Here is a 22739-nt window from a genome sequence, read left to right on the forward strand (position 1 = left end):
GGTTGCTCCACTGCGTACGAAGCGCCGGCTCAACGCTGACCTGCGGTTATGTCGTCCCGCGGCCCGTTTCCGCCGTATTCCGGTGGCACCCGTGGTACGCAGGACAGGGATGCCGCACGCCACCGCCCGCCGACTCGTCAACGAGCTCGTGGACGGCGGCGCACTCGACCGGAGCGAGGACGGCCGGCTCACTGTGGGACTGCGCCTCTGGCAGCTCGGCACCCTCGCGCCCCGGACGGAATCCCTCCGAACGTTCGCTCAGCCGTTCATGGAGGATCTCTACTCGGCGCTCCATCAGCATGTCCAGCTGGCGATCCGGGAGGGCACCGATGCCGTCGTGATCGAGCGGCTCTCCGCGCCCGAAGCGCTCGGGCTCGTGTCGCACGTCGGCGGGCTCCTGCCGCTCAACTGCTCAGGGGTCGGCAAGGTTCTGCTCAGCCATGCCGGCCCCGGGTTCGTCGACACCTTTCTCGCCGACGGCCTGCGGGGGTACACACCGCGAACGATCGTCGATCCCGCCGTCCTGAGGAGGGAGCTTGCCGCCTGCCGGCGGACCGGCACCGCCGTCGTCCGGGGGGAGCTGACGGCGGACGCCGACTCCGTGGCCACCCGAATCGTCGACGGAGACGGCTGGGTCGTCGCGGCGATGTCGGTCGTGGTACGCGCCGGCTCCTTGAAACCACAGGCGGCGCTTCCCACACTCGTCGCGAGCGGCCTCGGGCTCTCACGGACGCTGGGATGGCATCCTGAAGTCAGGGTTCAGGGCGGCTGACAGCTTCCGCTGCAACGTCTCGCCGTCCATTCTGCTTTCGTCCACAATCTGGCCTGGCGCGACGTGCTCCTCGCACTACTGACCGAGCAGGTCAGCCCTCACACAACCGAGCCACTACTCACCGCAGCCCTCGACACGGGTAGTCACCGATGGGCCGACATTGATGGATACGAACTGCTCGCCGAGGCTCTCGCCGCAGGCGTGAAGCTCACCCCGAGATCTCAGAGCGCGTACTCCAACCGCCTCGTCGAACGTGTCGAGACCCACTCGTCGCTACGTCATCGGGCGAACTTCATCACCGCGCTCGTCGGCACGCTTGCGAGCCACTCCGCCCGCAGGAACCTATTTCCGATCATGAAAAGGTGGCTCACCGCGCCTCGCCCTCGGTAACGGCTGGGACCACCCGCTTGATCGACTGGGCCCGCCGTCAGCCGTTCACACCGCTCCGGCTCTTGTTTTTAGAGGTCTTTAGACCATTATATTGTTAATGATCTTGAAGTCGACCCAGCGCCTTTACAATGTAGATTAATAAGGGGACTTTGTTCAACCCCACCACGGGAAACCCGATGGCGCTTTTCTGCTCCGAACCAAGAGCCTGCGGATCGCAGGCGACGCCAACTCGGTCACAGGCATCCTCGCCGAAGGCTCCCCCGCCAGATCACCTTTCACTCCCCTGCTCCAGTTATCAGCGGTGCCCGCTGCAGGACAAGCAAGCTGACGGCCTGGCGCACTCCTCCAGCGCCCGCAGGAATCAGCATCGTGAAAGCTCTCCCCCAACCGGCCGGCACTCGCGATCGGGCGGCGCAGCAGACAGAACTCGCAGACGAGGCAGAGCATGTTCCAGGCACCGTTCCACCGAGTCCTCATCGATGCGGACAGGGTGTTCGCTGAGGGGACCACCGCTCGCCACGAAGGTCCAGGGCCGGGCGCCTTTGAGCATGCGCTCCCCGTCGGCCTTAAGGATCGCCATCACACCCTGCTCGGCAAGCGCGCCCAAGATCATGACGATGTCCACGTCGATATCTCCGCCCCGGGGATGGTGATTTATCGCAGCCCGACCGAAAAGCTACACGGCAGCGTCGACGTTACGAGACAGCCTTTAGACGGGAGCCTGTGTCAGTAGCACTCTCGGACAGGAAGCCGTCTTCATGAAGTAAGGGTCGTATGGGACACCCGGGCTTCTACCGTCGAGCTGGCGATCTCGATACTGCGCTCGGGCTCCTACGCATACGCGGATATCGAGGACTTCGGCGACAAACTCGTGGAGGACTCGCAAACGTGGGAGTTCTTTGACCGGCTGCCCCGCATCACCCAGAACCAGGACCAGGAGTGGCGACGCCAGTTCGCCCGCGCCTGCCACGACCTCTCCGACGACCTCGCCCATGGCAACTGGCCCCTCCCCCGCTGCCCCGCCGAGGAGATGGCCCTGCACTTGGCGCTCCAAGACGCCCCCGTTCACCGCAAGATGGGCGTAGTTGGCGACAATCACGACACGCTCCCCGAACGGCGGGACGACTACGACTGGGACGGATGCTCCGATGTGCTCTTCCAAGATCACGACATCCTGTGGCTGTTCGACGCCAGCTACGACGGAAGCGAAGATCCCGACACTGACCTCAACCGGCATTTTCGGGTAGGTGACCTACGTCCGTGTGCATGGTTCACAACCTTCGGAAATCATAAGCCTCGCGATCCCGCTCGCGGATTCCAGCGGTAGCCGGACTGCCAAACGCGCCGCAGCAGCAGCCCACCTGGAGAAGGCCGACGGCTACAGCGCGCACGGGCTACGCGCCGCGGGGCGACGTCTGCGGCCAAGGCCGGAGCCCCGATGTCGGCGATCACCGCACACGGCCGCTGGGCCGAGGGCTCCCCCGTGGTGGCCGGCTACATCCGCCAGGTCGACAAATGGAACGACAACCTCATGCGCGGAGTCGGCCTCTAGGCGAACCGGTAGGGCCTCAGCCGCCGTGGCGAAACCCCGGTGATCTTGGCGGCAAAGTGACAGATCTGCCGTCGCACTGCAACTCAATGAGTCTTTTTCATCCGGTTTTACGGGTCAAAGGCCCCGGACCATGATGAATCGATCATTGCGGCAGAGAAGCAGCGGAGTTTATGTAGGATGCGCTGGGTTTCAGCTGAGCATTGACTTGTTCGCCGGGCAAGCGGAGTTGAATGATCAATCTCGGCGGCCACGTGGGCATGCATGGGCAGCACGGCTCAAATTCCGTGGTTCGCGTCGAAGCCGGTATGCGATCATCGCTTATCGTGAAGACGATGCTGAGCCCGATCCCCCACCAGATGGCGCTGACCGCGTTCACCGAGGCCTTCACCGCGCTGGATGAACTGGCGACCTCCCTCGATGACACCCTGTTGATGCGGTCGAGCCGATGCCAGGGCTGGGCGGTATGCGATGTGCTGTATCACCTGCACCTCGGCGCCCAGGACGTGTTGGTCGCTCTGGCCCTGCCGACGGAGGCGGAGCCGGACAGCGATTTCGTGTCCGTGTGGCGCGGCAACGACGCCAACGAAGACACCGCGTTGGCGCACGTCCACTTCGTCCGCCTGGTCGCTTCGGCGTATCGAAAGCCGACCGCGCTGGTGGCGCACCTGTCGGCGACTGTGCGCGCTGTGGTCCGCCGAGCCGGGGCAGTGCCGAAGGATACGCGCGTTGAGCAGGGCGGCCAGGTCTTGTCGGTCGGAGACTTCCTCGCCCAATGGGCGGTGGAGGCCGCGATCCATCACCTCGACATCGTTGACCTCGGTGACGTCGTGGCGCCTGCGGCCTCGGCGCTTGCCGTCGTCCGGCGGACCTTTGATGGTCTCGCCGGGTCGGCCGTCGACCTCGGGTGGGACGATGTCACCTATGCCCTTAAGGGCAGCGGGCGCCTGCCGCTGGCCGAAAGTGAACGCAAAGAACTTGGGCCGTTGGCGAACCGGTTTCCCCTCATTGGATGACGCCTGCGCCAATGCCGCTCACGCCAAGCTCCGCGGACCTGGCGAACGCGCCAACGCGCAGTTGAAGACCTGGCGCATCCTCCGCGAACTCCGCTGCTGCCCTTCCCTGGCAGGCCAACTCGTCAAAGCGGTCCTCGTCCTTCAGCTCCGGCAATCGAGATGAAAGCGCTCACTGGATCTACGCCGCCACCAATCCGCCGTAGCAGGGGACGCCGCCACTCGTTCAGGGCGGCCCATGGCTTGCATCCCCTCAGCGCGTCGGGTCTTCTGCCCCGCGCAATCGGGGAGGGCTATATCCAACGGCGAATGGCGTCGATCGTCGTTTCCGGTGAGGTGTTGAAGCAGAACCGGATTCCGGGTGTCGTCGTCACCAGTACGTTGATCAGTCGTTCGAACAGGAGTGTGTGCTCGGGTGCCATTCGCACACCACCTCCGATCATGGCCACGTCGAAGGGGCCCTCGGACAACCGTTCACGGATGGTCTTTTCTACTTCGTCCGGGTCGGCACCGATCAGGCATGACACCGCGTCGAAGCCCGCCGCCCGCAGAGCCGTATGGCCCTGCTCGATCCGTGCGGTGAGCGTCGCCTCGTCGAGGTCCGGATGTTTGGTGTAGTCGATCGCGTTCGGATGCAGCCCGATGGTCAGAATCGTTGTCATCTTCGCTCCTACCAGGGGACGGGACCGTTACGGTCGAAGAAGCCTCCGGTGGGCCCGTCAGGGTCCAAGGTAGCCAACCTGATGATCGCATCGGCTCCCTCGGCGACGGTGTGGACACCCGTGTGATGGTTCATGTCGGTGGCGGGGTTGCCCGGGTCCGCGGCGTTGACCTTGAATCCGGGCAGCGCTCGGGAGTACTGGGACATGATCATGTTGAGCGCCGTCTTCGACGAGGCGTAGTCCAGGGCCAGGAAGCCGGACTCGGGGCGGGCGGGGTCGCCGGCGTGTGTCAGTGAGGCGAGAGCGCTGGACACCATGACGATGCGGGGCTGTTCCGACTTCCGGAGCAACGGCAGGAACGCGTGTGTAACCCGCACCTGACCGAACACGTTGACCTCGTACAGCTCCCGTAGCGCGTCGACGCCCATGTCGGCCGGATCCAGCAACGGGCCACCGACTCCGGCGTTGTTGACCAGCACATCCAGATGACCCACACGCTCGACGACGGCCTTCACGGCCGCCGACACGGACTCGTCCGAGGTCACGTCGAGCTCGACGAACTCGACGTCGAGCCCCTCACCCGCCAGCGTGTCCGCGGCGTGCATGCCGCGTCCCCGGTCCCGAGCGGCCAGGAAGACCAGCCATCCACTCCCGGCCAGGCGGCGTACGGTCTCCAGGCCCAGCCCTTTATTCGCTCCGGTGACCAGCGCCACCGTCTTCACGTCTGTCATGGGGTCGATCATCGGTGCGCACGCCCGGGCACGCCAGGACCACTGAGGCATAGGACCTGCGGTACCACCCGGCCGGCGCGGTCTGTGCGGCATGATCGAGGAGTGAACCGCGCCGAACTCGCCGAAGTACTCCGCACAGCCCGGGCTCGTGTGCGACCGCAGGACGTCGGGCTGCCATCGGGAACGCGCCGCCAGGTGCCGGGCCTGCGCCGGGAGGAAGTGGCCATGCTCGCGGGGTTGAGCGTCGACTACGTGGTCCGGCTCGAGCAGGGGCGCGGGCCGCGGCCCTCGAGTCAGGTCATCGCCGCGTTGACCCAGGCCCTGCGGCTCGACGACGATGACCGCGACCTGGTGTTCCGGCTCGCCGACCACGAGCCGCCTCAGACCGGACGCGTCGCGATGGTCGTACGGCCGAGCGTGTTCCGGCTGTTGGACCGCATGGCGGATCTACCCGTGCTGGTGCTGTCGGCCAAGGGCGACGTGCTGGCCTGGAATCCCCTCGGGGCGGCGCTTCAAGGCGACATGTCCGCGTGGCCGCAGCGGCAACGTAACCTCATCTGGCAACGTTTTCTCGGTAGCAGCCGCTGTCAGGTTGCCGCAGGCCCGGGCGAAGACGACGCGGCCGCTCGCGCCTCGGTCGGCACGCTGCGTGCCGCCCAGGCCCGTTACCCCAACGACCCCGACTTGGCACGAATGATCGCGGAGCTACGGCGTGGCAGCCCGCGGTTCGACGAGTTGTGGCGGGAGGGGCGATCCTCCCTGTGGCGTACCGCGACCAAGAGCATCAGCCATCCCGGGCTGGGTACGATCACGCTCGACTGCGACACCCTCCTGCTCCCCGACGGGGACCAGACCGTACTCGTGTACTCGGCCGAGCCGGGATCCCCCGAAGCCATGGCGCTGTACATGCTACGGGTGACCGGGCTGCAGCATTTCTGAGGCGCCGCCGACGCGTCTATGGAAGACCGAGGTCGGTGGTCGCGCACCTGCCTCCAGGCAGTCTGGAGACGGCGGGGCCTTCTCTGTCTTTGCGCGGACGCCCCTGTAACCGGGCGGTGGGCGTGGGTGAGCATGGCCAAGGTGATGTGCCGGCGCCAGACATGGTGGCGGACCCGATAGTGGTCCAGCCCGATCTCGTTGACCAACGCAGGATGAGCAGGCCGAGCGCGCGGTCTTCACCTATATCGAGGGGTTCTACAACCCACGCCGCCGCCATTCTGCCAACAGACAGCTCAGCCCCGCCGAATACGAGCGACGCCAAGCCCTCAAGCACATTCACGAAGACGACTATGCTGCCGCGTAGCCGAAAGCCCTGATGCGTCTACCAAACCGGGGCAACTCCAGGGGTCAATCCGTAGGGCCGGTACCAGCGGCGCAGCGGGAGCTCCATGTAATGATGCTGCTCCCCGTGCGAAGACAGAATTGCGAGAACCGCGGCCAGGTACTTCCAAGCCTTCATCGACAGGTCTACGAACTGCTGCACCCATGGTCTGAGGAAGAGTAATGCGCGCCGGATTAGTTTCGCGACTGCGATTCGAGCCTTACCGCGGCGTCTTGATAGACCAATGCAGCTGCTGCCGAAGCTTGACTCACGCAGGCGCCACGGCCATCTACCTTGCTCGTACGCACAGGTAGTGATTGAAAAGCAAGGCAACGGCCCAGTGGTGTAGGAGCAGGTTTTGCTGTTAGCGGATATAAATGATCTTGAGTCCAACTCGACGCCTTTACAGTGAACCTTTTTCACCCTCTGGGGACGGGCCTACTGGTCACAGCATGATCGCGACTCTGACGTTCACCTGATGGCGTAGAGAAGCTCCTGGTAGACGGATTGATCACCACAACCAGACCCGTTACAACCAGGAGCTTCAGGTGCTGTTTTTACCGCGCCGCGGTCGATGTGTCGCGTTCGACGCTGAACTACGTGGCCGGGCTGATCCGCCGGCGGCGCAAGGCGATCGGATCGATCTGGCGGCGGCTGAACCCTGGGAAACAAGCCTTGCTCGTCCTGGTCTACCTGCGCAAAGGCGAGACGTTCAGCGAACTGGCCGCCAGGCTCGGAGTGTCGACGGCAACCGCACCCTCCACCGCGGCACCGCGATACGCACGCCGCTGTTTCTGGGCGGCTTACGTCAGCGGGGCAGCACTGACCGCGGACGGCACTCAGACCTTGCGCCGAGCGCCCCGCGACGCCCTCGAAACCACAGGCGCCGCGCGCCCGGCCGGCGCTCGGATGGGCCATCCGATGCTTGCCGCCCTGGCCGATTCGTTCGCGAGTTCATCATCGTCGGCACCCACGAGGGTCTGCTCGCCGCCCGCCCTTGTGCAAGAAGCAGTGGGATGGATCAGAGGGGCAGGGGCCGGTTCTCCACGACGCTCTTCATGACGAGGGTGGAGCTGAGGCGCTGAACGCCGGGAAGGGTGGCAAGACGGTCGTCGTAGAGCCGCTGGAAGGCCGGCAGGTCGCGGGTGATGACGCGCAGGAGGTAGTCGGGGTCGCCGAAGAGCCTCTGGGCCTGCAGGACGTGGGGCACAGCGGCGACGGCCTGTTCGAAGGCGTCGACGGTGTTGCGGTCCGCGGCGTGCATGGTGACGAAGATGAGGGCCTCGAAGGTCAGGCCGAGGGCGTGGGCGTCGAGGTCCGCACGGTAGCCGGCGATCGCGCCGGAGTGCTCCAAGGCCCGCAGCCGGCGGTGGCAGGGCGAGACGCTGAGGCCGACGCGCTCAGCGAGTTCGGTGATGGTGAGGCGCCCGTCCTGCTGGAGCTCGGCAAGAATTTTCCGGTCTACATCGTTCACTGGGCAGATTCTTCCTCATATGCCTGGTCTTGTGGGAAAGGTTGGAAGCATATTTCGGGCATTTTCGCCTAATCTTCCCTACGAGCCCTCAGGCGGGTTCCACTGAGTGGGAGGAGATGAGAGGTCATGTCGGTCGGTGCCGTCGTCGCGTTCTGGGCGGTCTCGTTGATGTTCGTGGTGACACCGGGGGCGGACTGGGCGTACGCGATCGCGGCGGGACTGCGGCATCGCACGGTGCTGCCTGCGGTGGGCGGCCTGCTGATCGGGCATCTGGCGGCCACGGCGGTGGTGGCGGCCGGGGTGGGGGCGCTACTGGCCCGCTTGCCGGTGGTGATGTCCGCGCTGACGGTGGCGGGTGCGGCGTATCTGGTGTGGCTGGGGGTCGGTACGCTCGCTCGCCCGTCGGCCCCGCAGGCCGCTGCGGAACCGGCCGCTGGCTTGTGGGTGCGCCAGGCAGTGAAAGGCGCGGGGATCAGTGGCCTCAACCCGAAGGTGTTCCTGCTGTTCTTGGCGCTACTGCCGCAGTTCACGGACCCGCAGGCGGCGTGGCCAGCCCCGGCGCAGATCGTGGTGCTGGGCCTGGTTCACGTGGCCAACTGCGCCGTGGTCTACACGGGGGTAGGCGCGGGGGCACGGTGGGTACTGCAGGCTCGGCCCGTGGCGGCACGGGCGCTAACCCGCTTCTCCGGCACCGCCATGGTCGTGATCGGTGTACTGCTGCTGGTGGAGCAACTGGCCGGCTGACCGCGCACCCCACCAGGACGCCGCGAGATGTCACCGAAGACAGCTGAGCGTACGGGGACCGGCAGCGGGCGGTCATAGAGCTGCCGACGGCCTTTCGGCCTTATCGCTTGAGATAGCACACCCAGGTAAACGGAAAAGCCTTCTCGCTTAGAGTCGGCAAGGGCCACCGCCACTACCTGTCGGCGTGCAGCAACGCCCAGCGGGTCCTGTTCCACCTGGACATCCTCGATGCGTTACCGCGCTCGGGCGGGCCGGTGCCGTTCGAGCAGCGGCTGGCCGGCGTGGCAGAGCCGATTCGGTCCCGGCGCGTGGTCGCATTGATCGACTTCTTGACCGACATCACCAAATGGGGCTGGGCCGAGGCACCCGCTCGAGACGCCGAAAATCGAGGCTGGATCGCCGAAGCCGAACGACACCGCGCCCTCCCCACCCGACTCGACACCCTGATCAGCGAGGCTCAAGCCGGATGACCAGCAGACATGCCCTCAACCGCGTCGAAAGAGCCTGCGCCCAACTCCATCACGACGGTCGGCCCATCCCCTTCATCGACATCGCCGCACTCACCGGACACGGGAGCGGTCCAGGATTTCAGTGGGTGTCCGATCTGCTGCCAGAAGTGTTTCGGGTCGTCGAAACTTGCGCGGTAGGTGTCGTGATAGTTGCTCATCGTCGTGTCTCCGTCGTATTAAACCCGCATGTGCTGAGGTTGGTCGGCCAATGCGATCACGGGCCGAGGGGTGATGCGGTGGCCGAGCAAGACCGGCCGGTTGGCGTGGCCGAGCAGCAGTGGCAGCAAGTCATCGGCGGGCACCGTTCCGTACCACCCGCGCCTGGCGGGAGTCTCGCCGAAGGTGGTGACCTCGTCACGCCGCACCGTAGGGCCGACGACCGTGAGCGGAGTGGGCTCACCAGCGTGCAGCAGGCCATGGGTGGAGGGCGTTGAGTGGTCGCCAGTGACGGCGACGATCGTGTGCTCAGCGATGTCTCCGAGACGGGCCAGTCCGCGGTCGATCGCCTCCAGGACGACCCGCTTGGCGTGCGGGGCTTTGGTATGGCCGGCTTCGTCAGTGACCTTGGTATGTACATGGACGAAGCGCGCGCCGGCGCCGATGAGTTCCTCGGCCGCGGCGAGCCGGGCGTTCAGGTCCTTCTCCAGGTCTGCGCGGGGCCTGAGGTGCATGTGCCGCATACCGAGCGCGGTGGCCAGGCCCCGGTAGAGCCGGGTGCTGGTGACGGCCGCTCCGGCGACGCCGATCTGGTCGATGAAGGCGGGTACGGGCTCGTGCACCCCGGCCCACTTAGTGGTCAGTACGTCCAGTGCGGATAGACCGCAGGCGATCCGGCGGCCGTTGATCGGGCTGTTGACCAGATACTTCCGGGCTGTGTACAGGGCGTTCGTCAGCGTCAGGGCAAACGGCTTGCCCGCGTCGCTGGTGGGCTGGGGTCGCAGCCACGGGTGGAAGGTTTCGAAGAAGGGGTCGGAGTCGGTGACAGCCGCGACCGTGTGCGCGGGGGCGGTGAGCAGAGCCTCGCCCCGTCCGCCGAGCAACTGGATGCGGATCCCGTTTGAGGCGAGTACGGGCCCCAGCGCCGTGAGGAGCTCGTCCGCGTCGTCGTTGTCGGCATGCGAGGCCCGGCCGGTGATCCACAATCGGTCACCGTCTTGTTGGGAGGTGCGCAGGGCGGCGTGGACAGTCGCGGCGTGCGGGGTGACGTCCACGCCGGCGCCGAGGGCTTCGAGGACGCCGCGGCCTGGGAAGGGCACCGTGGAGTAGCCGAACATAGCCCAGTGAGCGAGTTCGGAGGTGGGGGCGCGGCCCCAGCCGAAGGGCAGGTGCCAGCCGTTGGAGCCTCGGCGGGCCAGCGCGTCCAGGTGCGGGGTGTGAGCGGCCTCGGACGGCGTGCGGTCGCCTAGTTCGGGGACGGGACGGTCCCCCAGCCCATCCAGGATGACGAGGATGATGGGCAGCCGGTCGTCGTCCGGGCGCTGACGGTTTTCGCCGTAGCCGGGTGGTTTCACATGCACTGCTCCTTGGGCGTCGAGGTGATAAGGGAGCACAGGTGAGGGACGATGGCATCGGGTACCAACTCCTGCCAGTCGGAGTGCTCCGCCAGGCGGCCCCGGATGTCTGACGCGGATAGGCGGTGGCCGGGATCGCCGGTCAGTATGCGGACCTGATAGCCCGCCTCCGCCAGCGTTTGGGCCTTGTGCCGTTCCCAGTCACCGTAGGCACGCACCCAGTGGACGGCGTCGCGGGGAACGTAGTCGCTCCAATGCTCCGGACGCGTCAGGTCGAAGGGAACGATCGTCGTGCGCGGACCCAGGCCGCGGGCGGCGCATGCGGCCTGAAGCATACGGACCCGCTGGTAGTACGTGAAGGGATTGGCCGACGGCAGGTGCCGGTGGACGGAGGTGGTCTCCTCCTGGCGGGCACCGGCGTCGGGATTGGTGACCGCGATGATGAGGTGCTCGCCCTCGTGCAGCGCGAGCTCGAAAAGCTCCAGGTGTTGGTGGTGCACCGGCTGGAATCGGCCGGTGACGCATACCAGAGCGCTCACTGGTGTCCTCCCTTAACGCTCACGGTTCCAGGGGCCCCAGCCACAAGATCACCGACGATCACGGCGGCTTCGTCACCGCGATCGCGCAGGTGAGTCACCACAGTGTCGGCGTGTTCGGGCTTCACCGCGAGCAGCAGTCCGCCGGAGGTTTGCGCGTCGGCGATGAGCAGCCGGCCTGAATGCGGTAGTGGTCCCGGATCGAACCAGTCCTCCTTGAGGGCACCCGCAAGGGTGCGGCGCGTCCCGTCGGGTACGCACCCCCGTTCGATCAGGTCGGCCACCCCGGGCAGCAGCGGTACTTCGCCGGCCTGGACCCGCGCGGCGATACCGGCGGCCAAGGCCATCTCGTGCAGATGCCCGATCAACCCGTATCCGGTCACATCTGTGCCGCCGCTCAGCCCGGCCGCGCGGGCCACGGCTGCGGCGTCGGCGTTGAGCCGGGTCATCGCCTGCACGGCGGCACGGACGCTGGTGGGCTCGGCTTCGCCGCGTTTCACCGCGGTTCCCACGATTCCCGTTCCCAAGGGTTTGGTGAGCACCAGTACGTCACCGGCGCGGCCACCGCCCTTGAGCAGGATTGTGTCCCGGTCGACGTCGCCGACCACGGCGAGCCCGTACTTGGGTGCCGGGTCCGTGATGCTGTGCCCACCGGCCAGCAGCGCCCCGGCCTCGCTGACCGCCGTCGCGCCCCCGCGCATCACCTCGGCGAGCAGTTCTCGGTCGAGGTCGGCAGGCCAGGCAAGGATGTTGAGCGCCACGAGTGGGCGGCCGCCCATCGCGTACACGTCGGACAGGGCGTTCACGGCGGCGATTCGTCCCCAGTCGTAGGGGTCGTCCACGACGGGGGTGAGGAAGTCGCAGGTAAATACCATTGACCGGCCGTTCAGGTCGTAGACGGCGGCGTCGTCGGCCGGATCCATCCCCACCCGCAACGGTCCCGAGACAGCGGCCAGTAAGCCGTCGCCGCGCATCGTAGACAGCACATCACCCAGCAGGTGCTGGGGCATCTTGCAAGCGCATCCGCCGCCCGGCGAGTACTGCGTCAGCGATACAGCCTCCTGGATGGTCATACCGCATGCTCCCGGAGCAGCCCGCGAGCGATGGCGTTGCGCTGGACCTCGGCCGTTCCCGCCGGGATGCGCAGGTTGCGGGCCACACGGAACAACTTCTCCTCGGGCGAGCCGAGGAGAAGTCCCCTGGCGCCATGGATCTGCACCGCGTTGTCCGTCACGCGGGCGAACGCCTCGTCGTTGATGACCTTGACCAGGCTGATCAGGCGCGGTGCCTCGCGGTGCAGAGGGATGGCGAACGGGCCGAGGGCGTCGAGTTCCGCCTGGGCCACCAGTGAGGTCGCACGCGCCTGGTAGATATCGGCGTCCATGTCGGCTAGCAAATGCTGCACGGCCTGGAGATTCGCGATCGGCCATCCACCCGACCGCCTGTCCTGGGCGTAGTCGAGGGCGCGGTGAAGCAGCCACTGGCCCCAGCCCGCGCACATCCCGCCCCGGCACAGGCGCCGCCAGTTGATCCACGACATGGCCAAGGCGAAGCCGTCGCCGATCTCGCCGACGACATTTTCGGCGGGGACACGGACATCGGTGAACTCCAACTCGCCGGTGAGCCCGTCGGTCATCATCGTCGGCAGGTCGGCCCCACGGCGGAATCCGGGCATGTTCGCGTCGACGAGAAACATCGACAGTGATCGGGTACCCGCACCTGGCTCGGTGACGGCCACGACCTGCACGACATCCGCGAAGTGCGCGTTGGTGATCCACGCCTTTTTCCCATTGAGGATCCAGTCGCCGCCGTCCCGCTTAGCCCAGGTCGACATGCCCAGCACATCGGTGCCGACGTCCGGCTCGGTGTTGGCGAACGCCGCGGTGATCTCGCCGGTGATCAGGGGCGAAAGGTACTGCTCGCGCGCCAGCGGAGAGCAGTGCTCGATCGCCGGGTTGGGCCCTTCGGTCCACGCCAGGGCTGCCAACCCCAGGCCCAGCCCGGCTTCGCGGTAGACGAACTCCTCGACGTGATGCATCTCCACCCGCGAGAAACCCCCGCCGCCCACGTGAGCGCTGTTGTGCGGGGCGTACAGTCCGGCATCGCCCGCCTGGCGCTGCACCTCCCGCCGAGCCTCCCACACCATCGGATGCATACGGCCGGCCTCGTCCAAACCCGGCTGCCCTGCGGTCCCCACCTCCTGGCCGGCCAGCTCTTCCTCGATGGTGGCCACCTTGTCCTGCAGGAATGACTCGAAGCGCGCGGTGTAGTCCGCGACCCGCACGCTGACAGCCCTGCCCGTGCTCTGCACCATCGTTGAACGATACCATCAAGAAATGAACGATGACCAAATCATTGAACACTGTTCATTCTAACATTGGGACAGAGCGGGGAATAAGGTGCACTTCGCCGGAAGTCACAGTGGGTGGACGTGCGCCGGCGGCGCACCGGACAGATGCCGTGCAGGACGAAATGGGAGAAGTCGGGCAGTCGCACGTCCATCACGGCCTCGAAGCCTGTTCAATAATGAACACTCGGATGCTTGCGGTAGTGTTACCGCTCTTTGAGGGCAAGGTGGTTCACATGGCCAGGGGCGCGTCAGAGCAACGCCGCAGCGTCGTGGCCGCAATGAAGCGAGGGATCATCCTCGAAGCCGCGCTGCGCGTGTTCTCCACCGAGGGCTTGCACGGTGCCAGCGTCCGGGCCATCGCCAAGGAAGCGGGCTACGCCCCAGGCGCGATCTACAGCTACTTCCCAAGCAAGGAGCACATCTACGCCGCGGCACTCGGCGAATCCCTGACCCGCTTGAGGCAAGTTACGGAGACCGCCGCCGCCTCGGCGGACAGCGCCGCGGATCGCCTCATTAGCGCGGGCGTCGCCTTTTTCGACTTCTATGACGCCAATCCCCGCGATCTCGATCTCGGATTTTACCTGTTCGGCGGCGGAATCGAGCCCCGCGGGCTGTCCGAGGAACTCAACCGAGAACTCAACACCGCCCTCCTGACCGCGCTGGAGCCCGTGCGGCTGGCCGCGCAGGCTCTGGGAGCCGACACCGATCAGGCCGCGATGATCACTGCGGACGCCTTCGCGCACGCCACCGGCCTGCTCCTGCTGTCGCACACCCGGCGCCTGAACTTATTCCGCCTTCAGGCCCGAGAGCTGATGCAGCAGCACCTGCAACGTCTCGTCGAAAGCGCTACCTACCCAGGAAGCGTCGCACCGTCGCGCCACTGAAGGCCACCGGCCGCGCGAATACCTGCCGGATCCGCGGATGCTCAGTGAGCCATTGACGGGTGGAGACGCTGTTGTGGCTGGACAGATTGTCGGTGATCACTGCGATCGTGCCGGTCGGGTTGGCCTGCTCCAGCAGCGCCAAAAGTGCTGCCAGCCGACGCTGTTGCGCGAGGCGGCGCGCATGGTGACCGCGTGGCCGTGTGCGATGCGCAGGCCGCCGTAGACCCAGGTTTTCTCCGGTCTGCGGCTGTATTCCAAAGGTGCTTTGACGCGTCGGCCGTCCGATGTCCACCCGGGCGCGGGCTCGAAGGTCCGCGGAACGATCGGGCCGAGCTCATCGGCGGCTACCACGGTCACTCCTGGAGGCGGGCAGGTGTAGAGAGCAACAACGCGGGTTCTTTTGGGGCGAAGTCCGGGTCGTGGCTGGTGGTCCAGGGTCGCAGCAGCGGTCGGCGCTGTCGCGGCCGCGCTGGTGACACCCGGCCGCCCTGAGCGACAGGGCCAAGGCCCCTCCTGGCCACACCGGGGGGACTCGCGCCCCTACGACGTATGCCGAGCGGCCCGCTCCCTTCTGTGACGGGCCGCGCCGTCGGCGTCTGAGCGGGCGGCATCTCCGCCGGCACCGCCCTCGGCCCGGTGCTCGGCGAGGCGCCGCTGGAGGCATTCTCCTGGCGCGGCCTTCCTGGTCGCGGTGCCGGCCATGGCAGTAGTGCTGATCGGCGCCCCACGGCGGGTGCCGGAGAACCGCAACCCGGCGGCGGCCGCCTGGACCTGTTAAGCGTGGCACTGTCACTGGCGACCCTGCTGCCGATTGTCTACGGCGTTAAGGAACTGGCCAAGGACGAGGCGCTCTCGTCGGCGCTGGTGAGTATCGCGATCGGGCTGGCGTTCGGCACCTGGTTCGTCGTCGGCCAACTGCGGTTGCTAGAACCGTTGCTGGACGTGCGACTGTTCGCCGTGACCGCGCTCGGCGGCGTGTATCTGCTGTTATGGATCAGAGCCTGCCGAGGATCTTCTGCATCTGAGAGATCCCCGCCTGCTGAGTGGTCTTGATGGTCGCGGCGAGTTCCTTGACCTCCGGAGCCTGGGCGCGTGGTGTTGCTGACCCGGCTCAAGGAACAGCGGGCCGAACAGGAGCCGCCCGGCGAGAGCCGGCCGCCGTCGTAGGTACCCCCACGCTACGAGAGCGATCACGTCGAAGTCCAGCCAGCAGACCTGACCGCCACTCAGCTGTAGTGGGTCGACACTCCGATGCTGGAGGGCACCCTGACCCGCGATCACAGGTCCGGCAACGCGTGGGGCGACTTCAACACCCTGGGCCTGCGCCGGGTATCCCTGCCGGCGATCGTGCAGCACTGGGACGACATGGTGCGGGTGGCCGGCTAGCTGGCCACCAATCAGGTTCGCGCCTACGACCTGATCCGGGACGGTGATCACCGCGTCCAGCAACACACGTTTGATCTCGAACGGCAACAAGGCTGGGCTGGTGTGGGTGAGCCCGTCGGCGATGGTGACCGGGGTCGGGATGCTCACCGATCGTTATCTAGTGCGGTGACCACAAACGTTCACCGGCTTGAGTATCAGGCTGCTCGGGCGAGCGGTCGGCCCCAGCGTCGCTGTTTCTCGCTGCGGACGCGGGCGCGTTCACGACGTTGGGCGGACAGGACGTCGGGATGGCGGGCGTTGGCGTTGCGCCAGCGCAGGTAGGCATGCAGAGCCCGGGTTTGGACGGTGTGGTTGGGATGGTCGGAGCCTGCGATCGTGAACTGGCGTAGCGGCCCGAAGTGCGCCTCGATCGGGTTGGCCCAGGAGGCGTAGGTCGGGGTGAAACACAACTCGACCTTGTTGCGCCTGGCCCAGGTGAGGATGCGCCAGTTCTTGTGTGCCGACAGGTTGTCCAGGATCACGTAGATGGGGGCGCCGTCCGGGCGGGCCGCGCGGATGGACCGCAACGCGGTCCAGGTGTGGTCGATGCCCTTGCGGCGCCGGTTGACGCCCCAGAGCAGGTCATCGCCAATGGAGTAGCAGCCGTGGAAGTAGGTGATTCCGTGGGTGCGGTGGTAGGTGGCCGGCAGCCGGTCCGGCCGGCCCTGCCTGGCCCACCCCGATCCGGCGGTGGGGCGGATGCCCAATGGTCCGAACTCGTCGAAGGCGAAGGTCCGTTCCGGGCGCTGGGTCAGGGCGTACTCGATCCGGTCCAGCTTGGCGTCGAAGTCGGGGTCAGGGGATTCCTTCCAGGTCTTGGTGCGCTGGAAGGTGACCCCCCGGCGGGTGAGCAAGGTACGTAAGGCCTCCCGTCCGATGACGAGCGGCCGGCCGGGCAGGCGTTGCAGATAGACGGCCAGTTTGCGGATCGACCAGCGGGTGAAGGGCTGCCCGAGCTTGGCCGGGCGGGTGGTGACCATCTGGATGACGAAGGCTTCCTCTCGGCGTCCATCAGCCGTCGTACTGTGACCGGTTCTCCCACGGCGTCTCCTCACGCCAGCTGGACGTGTGCGACACATCCAACCGACGCCAGCGGCTACACGCCAGACCGGCAAAGGTTTCCGGTCACAGCACTAGGGTGTCAAGCGAACTGGCTGGTCAGCCGCTTGGCGGTCTGTCAGGCACGTAACCTGCCCGCGGCTGCCGCGCCGGTCGGATAGTCGAGAGCTTGACCAGTGGGAGAAGACCGCCGTCAAGTCGCTGTTGGTGGAGGAACCGGCCGTTGATCCGACCAGGTCAGTGACGGACGAGCAGTTGATGTGCTCGTGTACTCGGCCGAGCGGGGATGTACCGAAGCGACGGTGCTCGACATGCTGCGAGTGATCGGTCTGCAGCAGGTGTGAGGCGCTGCGCTTGGCTCCTCCGGCAGTTCAGAGCGGCCGTCGGGGAAGCGGCCGTGCTGGACGGGCAGCCGCTGGCATCTGTGCGCGGAAAGTGCCGAGGACACGCGGAGACGGCACTTCCCTTCCTCGAACGGCTTCGGCGACGTCGACTCATCCACCTCCGACCAGATCCACGCCCAGTTGGCGATCATCGATGAGTTCGCCGGTATCGCTGATCGGAGGGGCCGGGTTTCCTCATTCGCTTGCCGGGCTGTCCCAGCCGGAGACGAACCATCGGACTGCTCCGGTGGCTGGATCGTACAATCGCCGGTTAATGGTGCCGATGTTGCCGCCGTAGACGTGGATCCCGACGGTGGGCTCGTCGCCGATGGCTGCGACGGCGTGGACGTCATCGTCGGTCGTGCAGCACACGGTGACCTGCCCGCGTTCCCACACCTGCTCACCGGCTGGCGTCAGGGCTCTGCCCGGCTCGGACGCCGCGGGCTTGAGGTAGCGGAGCTCACGTTCGGCCCCCGCGTAGATTCCAACGACACCCCATGTCTCGTGTCCGTGCACAGGTGTGCGTTGACCTATGTTCCAGACCACCGACGCCAGTGACCAGCTGTCGTCGGGGGCGATGTAGAGCGGGTACGTGACATGGTGCTCGTCCGACGGCCGGGTGACTTCCGGGGGAAGCCGGTAGTCGCTGGCTAGCAGACCGGACAACCGGGCCGCGACCTGCTTCGTGATCTCGTACTCGTCGTCGATGCTGCTGACCAACGCCGCCACGTCCTTGATGAAGGTGTCCAAGGTCTGCCTCCTATGACTCGGTCGCGTTCGCGCTCACCGGCTCTTGGCGGTGAACGTCAGATGGGTGACGCCAGAGGGCGTCGAGACCGCCTCGATGTCGTATGCCTCTTCCAGCGACTCCAGGCCGTCCCAGAGCCGGACACCGCGGCCGAGCAGGATCGGAACCTGGACGACGTGCATTCGATCGACCAGCCCCTCGGCGAGGAAGTCGCGTACCACGGAGGGCCCGCCGCCGAGACGCACGTCCTGGCCACCGGCCGCCTCGCGGGCCTTCTTGAGCGCCTCGGCGGGCGAGGCGTCCAGGAAGTGGAACGTGGTGCCGCCCTCCATCTCGATCGATGGCCGCGGCCGGTGGGTGAGCACGAAGACCGGCGTGTGGAACGGCGGGTTGGCGCCCCACGCGCCCTTGTAGGCGGGGTCGTCCTGCCAGTCAGGAGGGCCGAACTTGCCGGCGCCCATGATCTCGGCGCCGATGCCGACACCGTGCAGCGCGGCGAAGGCGTGGTCGGCGCCGCTGCTGCCGCCCCGGCCACCACCCATCTCATGCCAGTACCGGGTGGCGAACATCCACTCGTGCAGGCGTTCGCCGGCATGGCCGAACGGGGCGTCGGCGGCCTGACCGGCACCGGTGGCAAAGCCGTCCAGCGAGATCGTGAAGTTGTGAACGCGTACGTCAGACATCAGAGTGCTCCTTCGAGGGTCAGCTTCCCGTTGGACATCAGCATGGATCAATCAATTCATGACGTCTAATGTCAATATTGCGGCACTATCATCGATATCCTCGATGAATGCTCAACCTGATTCAACTCAAGGTTCTGGCCGCGGTGGCGCGACATGAGTCCGTGACCGAAGCGGCCAAGGAGCTGCACTACTCGCAATCGTCGGTGAGCCACCACTTGACCCGCTTGGAAGCGGCCACTGGCGTCAAACTCATTCAGCACGTCGGGCGCGGGATCCGCTTGACCTCGGAAGGGCGACTGCTGGCCATCCGGGCCGGCGAGATCGTGGGACGGGTCGACGCGGCATTCAGCGAGCTGGCAGCACAGGCCGGTTTGCAGGCGGGACGGGTTCGCCTGGCCGCCAATGCGTCGGCGCTGAGCACGATCGTGCCCAAGGCGGCCGCTACGCTGGCCCAGGCGCACCCGGGACTCGAGCTGATCCTGATCGACCGTCACCCGGTCGAAGCATTACAGATGCTGCGACACGGCGAAATCGACGTCGCACTCATCTTCCAGCACGCCGACGCCCCCCTCGAAGAAGAAGAGGGATTCCGCCTCGTCCACATCACCGACGACCCGATCTACCTCATCAGCCAGCGACCCGACGACAGCATCGCCAACCATCGCCACTCCGCCTGGATCGGCGGTTGCGAACGGTGCCAAAACGAGCTGATCACCGTGTGCCGGCAACACGGCTTCACCCCACGCATCGCATCACTCAGCGACGACATGGTCGTCGTGCAAGCCCTCGTCGCCGCCGGCAAAGGCGTCACCACCCTGCCCGGCCTGGCACTCCAAGCCCACCGGCGTCCCGACATCCACACCACCGAACTAACCGGCTTCCCCCGCCAGATCCACGCCGTCACCTACGGCGATCCACCCGACCCGCCCGCCATCGCCGCCGTGCTGGCGGCCCTAACGGCAGCCACCTCCGCGACATCGTCCGCGATCTCTTCCTCCCTCACCAGCAAGTCATCGACCGGCTCGCCGTCAACCAAATCGCGTCGAACGCGCTGATCTCACCCGAACATGACGATTCAGCTGGGCGGCTGTCGTGTACAGGCCGAAGCGGGCGCTGTGTCGGCGCGCAGGCAACCATGACAGTCCGCAGCTGGATCACTGCGTGCCCGGGTGCGCCAACATCGTCCGCACCGATGAGCACGCGGGGGCCTTGCGCGCCCGCGCCGTCTTTTTGGAGACCCAGGCCGCGCATGCACCGGGGCCGATCGGCGATCGCCTGCGCTCCAGCGCTGCCAAGCTGCGCGGCTACGCCGCCTCTCACGAGCGCACCAATCGTCGCACCGGGCTGCTGCGGCCGGGTGCCGTTGGCGAAGCTGACGCCGGTCGCGTCGAGGCATCTGCCGAACTGTGGGTTGACGATCCGGCCGGTACCGGAGTCGAAGGTCCAGCGCTGCGCGCCGGTGCCGTTACGCTCGTAGAGCTGCACCTGGGCGCCGCGAGGCCGTCGACAAGGCCTCCGAGTAGGACAGGAACGGCCCCCATTCACACCGCAGGGGTTGCGTATGGATCTGGATCTCGGTTTGGTCGCCGACTTCTTGGTGCTGGTGCTGGTGTAGGAGCGGCACTACGGGCGGCCGGCGGCTGCACTTGACCTCACCGGCGTTGACCAAGCGCATCCAGCGTCTGGAAGGACAACTCGGGGTCGCCCTCGTCGCTCGCCGTGACCTCCGCAGGCTTACGGTTCGCGATCGCCGCCGAACCCTTGATCGCTCAGGCCGGCGCCGCTCGCGACAGTGCCCGGGCCACCTCCGCCCGCTCCACGCTGAGGATCGGTGTCTCCGCCGGCCTCGGCGCGGTCCTGAGACACACCGACATGACCGGCATCGCCCGAGAGGTCCGTCTCAGCTTCCCCGAGACCCGGCTGGTGCGCCAGGACGTTCCTTTTCCCGCGCTCACCCGCTGCCTGCCTGAGCATCAAGTGGACGTCCTGTGGACCCCCGCGCCCGTGCGATATTCCGCCGTGGATTCCTTCCCCTTGGCCATGACCAGCGCGCGCATTGGTGTGGTCGCCACCCGGCATACTCTCGCCGACGCCGACACGATGAACGTCGAAGACTTCAGCGAGCACCCCATCCTGTACAACCCGGCCGCCGCCGACGAGTGGATGACCCGGTTCTGGCTCGGAGACGTACGGCCACGCCGCGAGGCGCGCCCGGTCGAGACCGACGCCGGGAACCTCACCTGCGTCCTGCGCCACACCGCCGAGAGCGCAGCCGTGATAGCCACCCTCGCGGAGATCGCTCCGTTCCTGGACTCTCGCTTGCGGATGGTGACGCTGACCGGCGTCGCCCCCTATGGTCTTCCATGCTGCATACCGGCGCACGGACCGGCGTGGCGCTGTTCGTGCCCTCGTGAAAGCCTTCCAGGCTCTCGGCCCCCGCCTGCTATAGGGGCACGATGCGATGCCCGGTTTCTCCGGCTCGGTACACGTAGCCGGCTCAGGGCAGTCGGTGACGCTGCGGCGGCGCGAACCCTACCGGGCAACGCCGCGGCCCTGTTGTCGGTCGAGGCAGTGGCGGTCTGGCAGGCGCACTTGGCTGCCCGGGAGACCGAGCGCGAGCGAAACGCGCAAGTGAGCGCATTGAGTGAGTGGTTGTCGGTGGGATCACCTGTCGCGGCGTGCCCGTCATGCCGGTCGTCGTTCATGCACCTGGTCTTCACTGGCCAGGTCGTCATCGCTCTGGTCAACACCGCCGATCCGGCCGTCGGAGCCCAAGCGGTGGTCGCCGACAGCGACGTCACCGCCGCCGAGTAGAAGAGGTGGCTGAATCACGCCGGGTCGATGTACCCCGAGTTCGGTGAAGTCGGCTTGGTTGACTTTCATAACGTGCGGTCATTCAAAGAGGGCATTCCATGCGTTGCTTGCAGCAGCGCCGCGTCTAAACCCGGGTCGCCTCTCCCGATAGGTGGATATCAAGATCACAAGCGTGAGTTACTCTCACTGACAGCATATGCAGATCTACTGACACCTCATGCAGAATGTGCAGGTGAGGGGCGCTGACATCTCAATGCAAATTTGCACTCGCCTCATGATCGAACAACTCGGCGTATATCGTCGGGCAGTGCAGTGACGCATGATGGAGTGATGAGAGAAAGGCTCCCCGGATCCGGCGTGATCAGGGTGGACCTACCCGATGGCACAGCGAAAGACTCGCGGGTATGGTGACTCTGCGGGTTCTCACGACAAACGACTGGCCGTTGTGGCGAGCACTCCGCCTTGCCGCGCTGACCGATGCGCCGAACGCGTTCAAAGTCCGGCTCGCCGACTGGAACAGAGGCGAAGAAGAACGCTGGCGTGCCCGCCTGAAGCTTCCCGGCGCCTACCACGTTGCCGCGCTGCTGGATGGACACCCCGTTGGCATGGCCAGCGGGCTTCCCGGTGCCGGTGATATCAGGGAGTTGAGGTCCGTCTGGGTCAGCTCTGAGGCGCGAGGCCAGGGAATCGGCAACCGGCTGATTACGGCAATTGAGACCTGGGCTCTGGGATCGGGCGGAGCAGCCTTGAAGCTCGCGGTGCTCCTGGACAATGAACCCGCCATCGCCCTCTACCGGCGCAACGGGTTCATGGCCACGGAGCCTGGCAACGTACTGCCCGATGGGATGACCAAGGAACAGGTCATGGTGAAAGCACTTCGCCGGGCCTGATCGGCAAGCTTGATCCACACCAGGGAAACCCTCCGGGGCCGACCAACGCCGTCCCGGTTAACTTTCCTGGTCAAAGCACTAGATGCCGCCCAGGCCGGGGTTGGGGAACAGCGGAACAGTCATTGGCTGTATACCGCTGCGTCGCAGGTTGCGGAAGTCTATGTAGGGTGCCGGGTCGGTGTTCGCCAGAGCCGCGCTCTCGCGTCAGCGCGCTCTGGCCACCTGCTCCATTCGCATTCGGCCAGTTCACCACCACAACGAGCAGCCAGATCTTTCTCAGTGTCAATGGCT

At 66.3% G+C, this 22739-nt stretch carries 25 protein-coding genes and 4 pseudogenes; 14 read left to right on the forward strand and 15 right to left on the reverse strand.

Annotated features, from left to right (window positions below):
* Positions 1-148: 148 nt before the first annotated feature.
* Positions 149-772, forward strand: a complete 624-nt coding sequence (locus DKM19_RS22110) for an IclR family transcriptional regulator (protein WP_204358937.1) — start codon at positions 149-151, stop codon at positions 770-772.
* Positions 773-1523: 751 nt separating this feature from the next.
* On the opposite strand, the gene DKM19_RS22115 is transcribed toward DKM19_RS22110, so the two are convergent.
* Together DKM19_RS22115 and DKM19_RS49630 are read right to left on the reverse strand one after the other, a co-directional pair.
* Positions 1524-1787, reverse strand: coding sequence for a hypothetical protein (locus DKM19_RS22115; RefSeq protein WP_110697974.1), 264 nt, complete (start codon positions 1785-1787; stop codon positions 1524-1526).
* A gap of 84 nt (positions 1788-1871) precedes the next feature.
* The gene (locus DKM19_RS49630) at positions 1872-2399 is read right to left on the reverse strand and encodes a hypothetical protein (protein WP_162641673.1); all 528 of its coding nucleotides are present in this window, start codon (positions 2397-2399) and stop codon (positions 1872-1874) included.
* Between the two features lie 545 nt (positions 2400-2944).
* On the opposite strand from DKM19_RS49630, the gene DKM19_RS22125 reads away from it, so the two are divergent.
* A complete protein-coding gene (locus DKM19_RS22125; protein WP_110697978.1) occupies positions 2945-3727 on the forward strand; it encodes a maleylpyruvate isomerase N-terminal domain-containing protein in 783 nt (260 codons plus the stop codon).
* A 7-nt stretch (positions 3728-3734) separates the two neighbouring features.
* A pseudogene (locus tag DKM19_RS22130) lies at positions 3735-3890 on the forward strand (IS5/IS1182 family transposase); the annotation flags it as partial.
* A gap of 127 nt (positions 3891-4017) precedes the next feature.
* Here the strand turns inward: DKM19_RS22130 and DKM19_RS22135 are convergent.
* Together DKM19_RS22135 and DKM19_RS22140 are read right to left on the reverse strand one after the other, a co-directional pair.
* Positions 4018-4386: a hypothetical protein gene (locus tag DKM19_RS22135; protein ID WP_110697980.1), complete on the reverse strand. Its 369-nt coding sequence runs from the start codon at positions 4384-4386 to the stop codon at positions 4018-4020.
* An 8-nt stretch (positions 4387-4394) separates the two neighbouring features.
* Entirely contained in the window at positions 4395-5117 is a 723-nt protein-coding gene (locus tag DKM19_RS22140) for an SDR family oxidoreductase (RefSeq protein ID WP_110697982.1), read from the reverse strand.
* A gap of 102 nt (positions 5118-5219) precedes the next feature.
* Between DKM19_RS22140 and DKM19_RS22145 the strand changes: the two genes are divergently transcribed.
* The 3 genes and pseudogenes from DKM19_RS22145 to DKM19_RS51880 all read left to right on the forward strand — a co-directional run.
* Positions 5220-6056, forward strand: coding sequence for a helix-turn-helix transcriptional regulator (locus tag DKM19_RS22145; protein WP_110697984.1), 837 nt, complete (start codon positions 5220-5222; stop codon positions 6054-6056).
* A 217-nt stretch (positions 6057-6273) separates the two neighbouring features.
* Positions 6274-6420 (forward strand): annotated as a pseudogene (locus DKM19_RS22150) (IS3 family transposase); the annotation flags it as partial.
* Between the two features lie 528 nt (positions 6421-6948).
* A pseudogene (locus tag DKM19_RS51880) lies at positions 6949-7191 on the forward strand (transposase family protein); the annotation flags it as partial.
* Positions 7192-7459: 268 nt separating this feature from the next.
* Here the strand turns inward: DKM19_RS51880 and DKM19_RS22160 are convergent.
* A complete protein-coding gene (locus DKM19_RS22160; protein ID WP_110697988.1) occupies positions 7460-7912 on the reverse strand; it encodes an Lrp/AsnC family transcriptional regulator in 453 nt (150 codons plus the stop codon).
* A gap of 126 nt (positions 7913-8038) precedes the next feature.
* Between DKM19_RS22160 and DKM19_RS22165 the strand changes: the two genes are divergently transcribed.
* Together DKM19_RS22165 and DKM19_RS22170 are read left to right on the forward strand one after the other, a co-directional pair.
* The gene (locus tag DKM19_RS22165; protein WP_110697990.1) at positions 8039-8656 is read left to right on the forward strand and encodes a LysE family translocator; all 618 of its coding nucleotides are present in this window, start codon (positions 8039-8041) and stop codon (positions 8654-8656) included.
* A gap of 254 nt (positions 8657-8910) precedes the next feature.
* Positions 8911-9126 (forward strand): hypothetical protein, encoded by a 216-nt coding sequence (locus DKM19_RS22170; protein ID WP_110697992.1) that lies wholly within the window; start codon positions 8911-8913, stop codon positions 9124-9126.
* Here the strand turns inward: DKM19_RS22170 and DKM19_RS49635 are convergent.
* From DKM19_RS49635 to DKM19_RS22190, 5 genes are read right to left on the reverse strand one after another with little or no spacing between them, the layout of a single operon-like run.
* Positions 9114-9323 carry a hypothetical protein gene (locus tag DKM19_RS49635; protein WP_162641675.1) on the reverse strand — a complete coding sequence of 70 codons (210 nt, stop codon included), beginning with the start codon at positions 9321-9323 and terminating at the stop codon, positions 9114-9116. The two genes, DKM19_RS22170 and DKM19_RS49635, sit on opposite strands and share 13 nt — an antisense overlap.
* A gap of 18 nt (positions 9324-9341) precedes the next feature.
* Positions 9342-10676 carry a phosphoglycerate mutase gene (locus tag DKM19_RS22175; RefSeq protein ID WP_110697994.1) on the reverse strand — a complete coding sequence of 445 codons (1335 nt, stop codon included), beginning with the start codon at positions 10674-10676 and terminating at the stop codon, positions 9342-9344.
* Positions 10673-11215 (reverse strand): adenylyltransferase/cytidyltransferase family protein, encoded by a 543-nt coding sequence (locus DKM19_RS22180; protein ID WP_110697996.1) that lies wholly within the window; start codon positions 11213-11215, stop codon positions 10673-10675. Before DKM19_RS22180 ends, DKM19_RS22175 begins: the two co-directional genes overlap by 4 nt.
* Positions 11212-12285, reverse strand: coding sequence for a selenide, water dikinase SelD (selD, locus tag DKM19_RS22185; protein WP_110697998.1), 1074 nt, complete (start codon positions 12283-12285; stop codon positions 11212-11214). The genes DKM19_RS22180 and selD overlap by 4 nt, the downstream gene beginning before the upstream one ends.
* A complete protein-coding gene (locus DKM19_RS22190) occupies positions 12282-13526 on the reverse strand; it encodes an acyl-CoA dehydrogenase family protein (protein ID WP_110698000.1) in 1245 nt (414 codons plus the stop codon). The genes selD and DKM19_RS22190 overlap by 4 nt, the downstream gene beginning before the upstream one ends.
* Before the next feature lie 269 nt (positions 13527-13795).
* Here DKM19_RS22190 and DKM19_RS22195 point away from each other — a divergent pair, with 269 nt between their 5' ends.
* Positions 13796-14446, forward strand: a complete 651-nt coding sequence (locus DKM19_RS22195) for a TetR/AcrR family transcriptional regulator (protein WP_110705886.1) — start codon at positions 13796-13798, stop codon at positions 14444-14446.
* Between the two features lie 994 nt (positions 14447-15440).
* On the opposite strand, the pseudogene DKM19_RS53020 reads toward DKM19_RS22195, so the two are convergent.
* Positions 15441-15503, reverse strand: a pseudogene (locus DKM19_RS53020) (hypothetical protein); the annotation flags it as partial.
* Between the two features lie 194 nt (positions 15504-15697).
* Between DKM19_RS53020 and DKM19_RS51890 the strand changes: the two are divergent.
* Positions 15698-15832 (forward strand): transposase, encoded by a 135-nt coding sequence (locus DKM19_RS51890; RefSeq protein WP_162641676.1) that lies wholly within the window; start codon positions 15698-15700, stop codon positions 15830-15832.
* A 194-nt stretch (positions 15833-16026) separates the two neighbouring features.
* On the opposite strand, the gene DKM19_RS22210 is transcribed toward DKM19_RS51890, so the two are convergent.
* The 3 genes from DKM19_RS22210 to DKM19_RS22220 form a co-directional block, all read right to left on the reverse strand.
* Positions 16027-16950 (reverse strand): IS630 family transposase, encoded by a 924-nt coding sequence (locus DKM19_RS22210; RefSeq protein WP_110698002.1) that lies wholly within the window; start codon positions 16948-16950, stop codon positions 16027-16029.
* A gap of 558 nt (positions 16951-17508) precedes the next feature.
* Entirely contained in the window at positions 17509-18063 is a 555-nt protein-coding gene (locus DKM19_RS22215) for a hypothetical protein (RefSeq protein ID WP_110698004.1), read from the reverse strand.
* Positions 18064-18096: 33 nt separating this feature from the next.
* Positions 18097-18744: a dihydrofolate reductase family protein gene (locus DKM19_RS22220; protein ID WP_110698006.1), complete on the reverse strand. Its 648-nt coding sequence runs from the start codon at positions 18742-18744 to the stop codon at positions 18097-18099.
* Positions 18745-18851: 107 nt separating this feature from the next.
* Here DKM19_RS22220 and DKM19_RS22225 point away from each other — a divergent pair, with 107 nt between their 5' ends.
* Entirely contained in the window at positions 18852-19799 is a 948-nt protein-coding gene (locus tag DKM19_RS22225; protein WP_110698008.1) for a LysR family transcriptional regulator, read from the forward strand.
* Here the strand turns inward: DKM19_RS22225 and DKM19_RS50805 are convergent.
* The gene (locus DKM19_RS50805) at positions 19744-20289 is read right to left on the reverse strand and encodes an RICIN domain-containing protein (protein ID WP_369989605.1); all 546 of its coding nucleotides are present in this window, start codon (positions 20287-20289) and stop codon (positions 19744-19746) included. The genes DKM19_RS22225 and DKM19_RS50805 overlap by 56 nt on opposite strands.
* 26 nt (positions 20290-20315) lie before the next feature.
* Between DKM19_RS50805 and DKM19_RS53025 the strand changes: the two genes are divergently transcribed.
* The 3 genes from DKM19_RS53025 (at position 20316) to DKM19_RS22240 (ending at position 22448) form a co-directional block, all read left to right on the forward strand.
* Complete coding sequence (locus tag DKM19_RS53025; RefSeq protein ID WP_369990605.1) at positions 20316-20714, forward strand: LysR family transcriptional regulator; 399 nt, start codon at positions 20316-20318, stop codon at positions 20712-20714.
* Positions 20617-21558, forward strand: a complete 942-nt coding sequence (locus DKM19_RS22235) for a hypothetical protein (RefSeq protein WP_204359282.1) — start codon at positions 20617-20619, stop codon at positions 21556-21558. The genes DKM19_RS53025 and DKM19_RS22235 overlap by 98 nt, the downstream gene beginning before the upstream one ends.
* Positions 21559-21962: 404 nt before the next feature.
* Positions 21963-22448 carry a GNAT family N-acetyltransferase gene (locus DKM19_RS22240; protein ID WP_110698010.1) on the forward strand — a complete coding sequence of 162 codons (486 nt, stop codon included), beginning with the start codon at positions 21963-21965 and terminating at the stop codon, positions 22446-22448.
* Positions 22449-22739 lie beyond the last annotated feature (291 nt).

Origin of the sequence: Streptosporangium sp. 'caverna' (assembly GCF_003203775.1) — a bacterium.
Taxonomy (GTDB): Bacteria; Actinomycetota; Actinomycetes; order Streptosporangiales; family Streptosporangiaceae; genus Streptosporangium; species Streptosporangium subroseum.